The 7,176-nt window shown below is 59.1% G+C and carries 8 protein-coding genes and 2 tRNA genes; 9 read left to right on the top strand and 1 reads right to left on the bottom strand.

The annotated features are described in order from the left end of the window. The first annotated feature begins 100 nt into the window (after positions 1–100). From rsmA to proC, 6 genes are all read left to right on the top strand, one after another. A complete protein-coding gene (rsmA, locus tag I2H19_RS03180; protein WP_195621207.1) occupies positions 101–961 on the top strand; it encodes a 16S rRNA (adenine(1518)-N(6)/adenine(1519)-N(6))-dimethyltransferase RsmA in 861 nt (286 codons plus the stop codon). Then, on the top strand, positions 951–1,868 hold the full coding sequence (locus tag I2H19_RS03185) for a TatD family hydrolase (RefSeq protein ID WP_195621208.1): 918 nt from the start codon (positions 951–953) through the stop codon (positions 1,866–1,868). Before rsmA ends, I2H19_RS03185 begins: the two co-directional genes overlap by 11 nt. A gap of 43 nt (positions 1,869–1,911) precedes the next feature. Beyond that, positions 1,912–1,998, top strand: a tRNA-Leu gene (locus I2H19_RS03190). A 288-nt stretch (positions 1,999–2,286) separates the two neighbouring features. Continuing rightward, a complete protein-coding gene (locus I2H19_RS03195) occupies positions 2,287–3,225 on the top strand; it encodes an SPFH domain-containing protein (RefSeq protein ID WP_195621209.1) in 939 nt (312 codons plus the stop codon). Between the two features lie 6 nt (positions 3,226–3,231). Further along, a complete protein-coding gene (rlmH, locus tag I2H19_RS03200) occupies positions 3,232–3,702 on the top strand; it encodes a 23S rRNA (pseudouridine(1915)-N(3))-methyltransferase RlmH (protein WP_035136824.1) in 471 nt (156 codons plus the stop codon). Positions 3,703–3,775: 73 nt separating this feature from the next. Beyond that, entirely contained in the window at positions 3,776–4,546 is a 771-nt protein-coding gene (gene proC / locus I2H19_RS03205; protein WP_195621210.1) for a pyrroline-5-carboxylate reductase, read from the top strand. Positions 4,547–4,703: 157 nt separating this feature from the next. Here the strand turns inward: proC and I2H19_RS03210 are convergent, their stop codons facing one another. Beyond that, on the bottom strand, positions 4,704–4,877 hold the full coding sequence (locus I2H19_RS03210) for a DUF6724 family protein (protein ID WP_195621211.1): 174 nt from the start codon (positions 4,875–4,877) through the stop codon (positions 4,704–4,706). A gap of 111 nt (positions 4,878–4,988) precedes the next feature. On the opposite strand from I2H19_RS03210, the gene serS reads away from it, so the two are divergent. The 3 genes from serS (at position 4,989) to I2H19_RS03225 (ending at position 6,979) form a co-directional block, all read left to right on the top strand. Then, the gene (gene serS / locus I2H19_RS03215; RefSeq protein ID WP_040359108.1) at positions 4,989–6,272 is read left to right on the top strand and encodes a serine--tRNA ligase; all 1,284 of its coding nucleotides are present in this window, start codon (positions 4,989–4,991) and stop codon (positions 6,270–6,272) included. Between the two features lie 174 nt (positions 6,273–6,446). After that, entirely contained in the window at positions 6,447–6,824 is a 378-nt protein-coding gene (locus tag I2H19_RS03220) for a hypothetical protein (protein ID WP_195621213.1), read from the top strand. Positions 6,825–6,902: 78 nt separating this feature from the next. Further along, positions 6,903–6,979 (top strand) — tRNA-Arg (locus I2H19_RS03225). Positions 6,980–7,176: the final 197 nt, after the last annotated feature.

Raw genomic sequence — 7,176 nt, forward strand, 5'->3', positions numbered from 1 at the left:
AGTGCCATATCGGCAATTTGCTATTTCACGGTAAGGGCATGGCCGCAACGGTCCATGCCCTTTTGCTTTACGATGCAGCCACCATGTTAAGGAGGCAACCATGACAACTTCGCCTTTGGCAAGCCCCACGGCAACCAGGGAGCTGCTGGAAGAGTTTGGCCTTGCGACCAAGCATCGCCTGGGCCAGAACTTCTTGATCGACAACCATGTGATTGAGCGCATTTGCGAACTCGCTGAGCTTGCAGGCGATGAGCGCGTGCTCGAGGTCGGCCCGGGTTGCGGCACGCTGACGCTGGCCCTGCTGCAGGAGGCTGCGTGCGTCACGTCGATCGAGGCTGATCCCGAGCTCGAGCCGGTGCTCGATGCCCACGCTGCCGACTATGCCAACTTCCGCTTTATCATGGGCGATGCGCTCAAGGTGACGCCGGAGCAGATTGAGCAGGCTGCCGGTGGCGAGCCTACGGTGTTTGTCGCGAATCTGCCCTATAACGTTGCGGCGACGATCATTCTGCAGTTCTTCCAGACGATGCCCGCGCTCAAACGCGCCGTGGTTATGGTGCAAAAAGAAGTCGCCGACCGTATTGCCGCGACTCCCGGCAACAAGACCTATGGTGGCTACACGGCAAAGCTCGGCCTGTATGCGCAGGTGACGGGTCGCTTTGAGGTGCCGCCGCGCTGCTTTATGCCAGCGCCGCATGTGGACTCGGCCGTCGTGCGTATCGATCGTGTCGACGGCGTGGTGCCCGAGGGCCTCGATCGCGAGTTTGTGGCCCGTGTGATCGATGCTGCATTTGCCCAGCGCCGCAAAACCATCCGCAATTCCATGGGTGCCAACGGTTTTGCCAAGGACGTACTCGATGCTGCCTTTGAGGCTTGCGGTATCGCACCCACCACGCGCGCCGAGACGCTTGACGTCACCGACTTTGTCCGTCTGGCCCAGGAGCTTTCCCATGACGCCTAATGCCGAACGCGTGACGTTTACCAAGAAAAAGAAAACGGTTGCTTGCCCGATACCGCTGGCGCCACTTGCCGATACACATGCGCACCTGCTTTCATTTTGGGGCAAGGAGGTGCCCCAGACGCTCGTGCGTGCCAAGGCCGCGGGCATTGACCTGTTGGTGACGGTCTTCGATCCCATTGCCGACAAGCGCAGCGTGGCGGACTATAGCGACTGGCTGACGCGCGAGATTTTGCCAATGCAGGATATTCCGCAGATCGAGTATCTTGCCGGCGTGCATCCGTACGGTGCGCCGGACTATACCGAGGATATTCATGCCCAGATTGTGGCCGCACTTGATGACCCCTTATGCGTCGGTATCGGTGAGATCGGCCTGGACTACCACATGGATTACGACGACGATGTCGCGCCGGCGCCCCACGGCGTGCAGATTGACTGCATGGCGCGCCAACTCGAGGTCGCGGTGCATCGCAACGTGCCGGTGGAGCTGCATTTGCGTCACGAGGACACGGACCGCGAACGTACCTCGCACATGGATGCGTACAACGTGCTGCGCGAGGTGGGCGTGCCTCAGGCGGGCTGTGTGTTGCATTGCTTTGGTGAGGACCGCGCCACGATGGAGCGCTTCGTGGACTTGGGTTGCTACATTGCCTATGGCGGCGCGGCGACCTTTAAGCGCAACGACGACGTGCGCGAGGCATTCGCGGCAACCCCGCTCGATCGAATTTTGTTCGAGACGGATTGCCCTTATATGGCGCCGGAACCGATCCGCGGTCTTGAGTGCGAGCCCGCGATGATTTCTATTACGGCAAACTCGCTGGCCAACGACCGTGTCGACCGCACCGGCGAGGATGCCGAAGCAATCGCGCAAGCCGCTTGGGAAAATGCCTGCAAACTTTTTCAAAAATAGTCCTTGCGTTCGCGGTGGCGCTCCGTTATTCTAATTCCTGCACGCGGGCGTGGCGGAATTGGCAGACGCGTACGGTTCAGGTCCGTATGGGGGCAACCCCATGAAGGTTCAAGTCCTTTCGCCCGCACCATTAAATGAAAGAGCTCCCAGCAATGGGAGCTTTTTTGTTATGGGCCCATCGCAGGGACTTGAACCTGCGAAGGAGCGAGCGTAAAGAAAACGCGGAGCGTTTTTAGCGAGCTGGCGAGGACGCCGGCAGGCGGCCGAAGCCGGTGCGGATCCGCGAAGCGGATGCGCGGACGTCCTTTCGCCCGCACCATTAAATGAAAGAGCTCCCAGCAATGGGAGCTTTTTTGTTATGCGCGGTTGCCTCGGACGGGTATCCTAATGCCAACGTGTGCCTATCAGAGGAGAAACCATGCTGTTTTCCGGTATCATCGCCGCCCTTACCAGTCTTTTGATCCCCATCATCATTCTGTTGCTGCTGCTTCCCAACGCCTGCTATGTCGTCGAGCAGCAACATGCCGTGATTATCGAGCGCCTGGGCAAGTTCAACCGTATCGTCAACGCGGGTTTCCACCTGAAGGTGCCCGTAATCGACCGCAAGGCTGCCACGGTGAGCCTGCGCACCATGAAAAACGGTTTTGGCATCGACGTTAAGACCCAGGATAACGTGACCATCGGTCTTGAGGTCTCCGCTCAGTACCACGTGAGCTACGACATGGGCGCCGGCCCGGCAGATTCGGGCATCTACAAGAGCTACTACATGCTGCAGGAGCCCGTCGACCAGATGCGCGACTTCATCACCGATGCTCTGCGCTCCTCCATCCCCGTCTACACACTCGATGAGGTCTTTGCCAAGAAGGATGACATCGCCAAGGATGTCAACGCTACCGTTTCCGAGCAGATGGCCGCCTACGGCTTCACCCTCGTGTCGACGCTCATCACCAAAATCGCACTGCCGACCGAGGTTGAGAACTCCATGAACGACATCAACGCCGCCCAGCGCAAGCGCGCTGCCGCGCAGGAGCTCGCCGAGGCCGACCGCATCAAGCGCGTCACCGAGGCGACCGCCGAGGCCGAGGCGATGGAAAAGGCAGGCGAAGGCATCGCCAACCAGCGCAAGGCCATCGCGCTGGGCATCAAGGATTCGCTCGAGATTATCCAGGAGACGGGCGTCGGTAACGACGAGGCCAACCAGCTGTTTATGTTTACGCAGTGGTCCGAGATGATGACGGAGTTCGCACGTACGGGCAAAAACTCGACGGTCGTGCTGCCGAGCGACTTTTCGCAGTCGGCCTCGATGTTCGAGCAGATGCTGGCCGCCGGCAAAGTTCAAAACGATTCGAAGGAGTAGGCGCGCGTGAAATACACCGTCGTTTGTGTTGGTAAGCTCAAGGAGCGCTTTTGGAAGGACGCGTGCGCTGAGTACACCAAGCGCCTGGGTGCCTATGCCAAGGTTGATATCCGCGAGGTGGCCGATATCGACCCGGCTAAGGCGGGCGGCGTGGATGCTGCGCGTGACAAGGAGGGGGCGGCGATTCTTGCTGCCTTGCCGTCTCGAGCGCATGTGATCTTGCTGGCCATTGAGGGCAAGGAGCGTTCGAGTGAGGAGCTCTCGGCGAGGCTCGACGATCTTATGCTGCGAGGCAGTAGCGACATTGCCTTTGTAATCGGCGGTTCGGACGGCGTGAGTGATGAGGTGCGCGCCCGCGCCGACGAGATGCTCAGCTTTGGACGCATTACCTTGCCGCATAACCTGGCGCGTGTGGTGCTGCTAGAGCAGATTTACCGTGCCTGCAAGATCAGTCGTGGCGAGCCGTATCACAAATAGGTTGGCAATACGAAACAATGGCGTGGGACAATACCTTTCGTTTTGAAGAATGTGTCTGAAAGGACTATGTGATATGAAGATTGGATTTGTCGGCTTTGGCAATATGGCGAGCGCGATGGCTGATGGCTGGATCGCTGCCGGTGTAGCTGCGAGCGATATGTGCGCCTGTGCGGGTCGCTACGACGCGCTGGTTGAGCGCTGCGAGGCGCGTGGGATGGCCGCCTGCCATGATGCGGCAGAGGTTGTCGCCGCATCCGATATCGTGGTTGCTGCTGTCAAGCCGTACATGATCGAGAAGGTTTTCGCTCCGCTGAAGGACGTGCTTGCCGACAAGGTCGTACTTTCAGTCGCTTGGACCTGGGATAGCGCCAAGTGGGAGCAGGTCCTGCCGGGCATCGCTCACATCTCTACGGTACCCAACACGCCGGTATCGGTGGGCGAGGGCGTCATTGCCTGCGAGAAGGCTTCTACGCTTAGCGATGAACAGCGCGACACGGTACTCGGCCTGCTCGGAAAGCTCGGCACGGTGGTCGAGCTCGATTCGAGTCTGCTGTTTGTGGGCGGCACCGTGGGCGGTTGCGCCCCGGCATTTGTCGCCATGGCTATCGAGGCCCTGGGTGATGCGGCCGTCAAGCACGGTATCCCGCGCGCCGATGCCTATCGCATTGTGAGCCAGATGGTGCTGGGTACGGCAAAGCTGCAGCTCGCAACCGGTCAGCATCCCGCAGCGATGAAGGATGCCGTGTGCTCGCCCGGCGGTGCCACCATCAAGGGCGTCGTCGCGCTCGAGGACGCCGGCATGCGCAGCGCCCTGGTCAAGGCAATCGACGCAACCCTCCAGTAAAACCTGCTATTTAGGGACAGGTTTATTTTGGCAGGTTTTTCCTGCTGTTTTTTCCTTTTAGCGAAAAGCGCCCCGCAACTGGTTCAATTCCAGTTGCGGGGCGTTTGCGTTTGCCCAGATAAAACCGACCAAAATAAACCTGTCCCTTTTTGGCGAGTTAGTCCCAGAAGCTGTTTTCTTCGTCCTCGGACTTGGGGCCGCGGTCGACATACATCTTATGGGTGCGCTTCTCCATTACAAAGGCAAGAATCGCAAACAGCAGGATGCCGCCGGCGAAAAGGATGGCAAAACCGGTGCGGGTGCCAAACAAAAAGGAAAAAACTGCGTCCATTGGGTGCCTTCTTGCGTAGTTGAGTTGGGTCGTAAACGCTCATAAGTATATACTTGCCCATACATGTACAAGGTTGCAACCTAAATGGAATGTATATCGCCGGAGGATCTAATGCTTGATATCAAGTTTGTTCGCGAGAACCCCGATGCCATCGATGTCGCCATGGCTAACCGCCAGACATCTTGGGATCGCGAGAAGTTCTTTGAGCTCGACGACGAGCGTCGTGCCGTCATCACCGAGGTCGAGGAGCTCCAGGCCACGCGCAACGCCGAGTCCAAGAAGATCGGCGCCCTGATGAAGGAGGGCAAGAAGGACGAGGCCGAGGCCGCCAAGGAGGCCGTGCGCGCCGTCAACGAGAAGATTGACGGTCTGGCCGAGCGCCGCACTGCTCTCGAGCAGGAGCAGTACGACTTTATGGCTCACCTGCCCAACATCCCTTGCGAGGCCACGCCGTACGGCAAGGACGAGGACGAGAACATCGAGCGTCGCCGCTGGGGCACCCCGCGCGAGTTCGACTTCGACTTTAAGCCGCACTGGGATCTGGGTACCGACCTCGACATCCTCGATTTCGAGCGCGGCAACAAGCTCTCCGGCAGCCGCTTCACCGTTCTCGGTGGCGCCGGCGCTCGCCTGGAGCGCGCCCTCATCAACTTCTTCCTGGACACGCACACCAGCCGTGGCTTTAAGGAGTGGTGGCCGCCCATCGTCGTCAAGCGTCAGACCATGTTTGGCACGGGTCAGCTCCCCAAGTTCGAGGACGACGCCTATCACGTCTCGGGCGACAACTTCCTGATCCCCACCGCCGAGGTCGTGCTCACCAACCTGCATGCCGGTGAGGTTCTGGACGCCGACACCCTGCCGCGCCGCTACACCGCCTTCACTCCTTGCTTCCGTGAGGAAGCCGGTTCCGCTGGTCGCGACACCCGCGGCATCATCCGCCAGCACGAGTTCGACAAGGTCGAGATGGTCAAGTTCGCCAAGCCGGAGGAGTCCGACGAGGAGCTCGAGAGCATGACCGCCGAGGCCGAGTACCTGCTGCAGCAGCTGGGCCTTCCGTATCGCGTGATTAGCCTGTGCACCGGCGATCTGGGCTTCTCTGCCCGTCAGACCTACGACGTCGAGGTTTGGCTGCCGAGCTACAACGCCTACAAGGAGATCAGCTCCTGCTCCAACTGCGGCGACTTCCAGGCTCGCCGCGCCAATATCAAGTATCGCGACCCCGAGAACTTCAAGGGTTCGCGCTACCTGCATACCCTCAACGGCTCCGGTCTGCCGGCTGGCCGCACGATGGCCGCCATTCTGGAGAACTACCAGAACGCCGACGGCACCATCACGATCCCCGAGGTTCTGCGTCCCTACATGGGCGGCCTCGAGAAGATCGAGCCGGTCGCGTAGGCAAGCTACATAAGCGATTTGATGGGGCGCTCCTGTCTGGGGCGCCCTATTTTGTGCGCAGGCCCATACCATGTCGTGCGGACAGCTCAATAGAAAATACACGAACAAACGTTCTGTATACAGCTATCTACCTGCTATGCTTTTGCTAGATAAGAGCGAGAGAAAGGGGATGCAATGGAGTTGTTCGATGAGCGGGTAGTTATGTTCGAGAGCGATGAAGGCGGTGAGTACCTGCTGGTAACGTGCGAGCCGTCTGGTATGGGTGGCCTGGTGGTTCGGCAGACGAGCGAGGGACCATTGACTCAATGGTGCTATGAGGAGTCGCCGCATGTGGTCGAGACGTTTGTAGCGTATGAGGGGCTTGTTGCCCTTGAGCACTTCTATGGCGTTGGAACTTCTAACCAGGTGGCTCGAATGTTGAGCATCTCGTTTGCCGACTACGATTGTGCCCAGCGGGTGCGGTCGCTCTTGGGGGAGCTTGGCGCCGGGTTCGATGTGATTGAAAAGCCAATCGATCGTACGGGAAGCGTTGGTGCCCGCGGCGCAGCGTGACAAATATCTGCCTGGAGAAAAAAGTTTGAGATTGTGCTTGACTCTAATGAACTAAAGTGGTTTTATATGTCTTGCGCTGCGGCGTTACCTCAGCTGGATAGAGGGTCTGACTACGAATCAGAACGTCATAGGTTCGAATCCTATACGCCGCACCAATTGAACTTGAAAGCCTCCGGCAACGGGGGCTTTTCTTTTATGGCGACATCACATGGATTCGAACCTCGGTCGAGGCGCGGGCGTCAAGAAAACGCGGAGCGTTTTTAGCCCGCGGGCGAGGACGCCGGCAGGCGGCCGAAGCCGGTGCGGATCCGCGAAGCGGATGCGCGGAATCCTATACGCCGCACCAATTGAA

The organism is Collinsella aerofaciens, from assembly GCF_015560135.1.
GTDB lineage: Bacteria > Actinomycetota > Coriobacteriia > Coriobacteriales > Coriobacteriaceae > Collinsella > Collinsella aerofaciens_AN.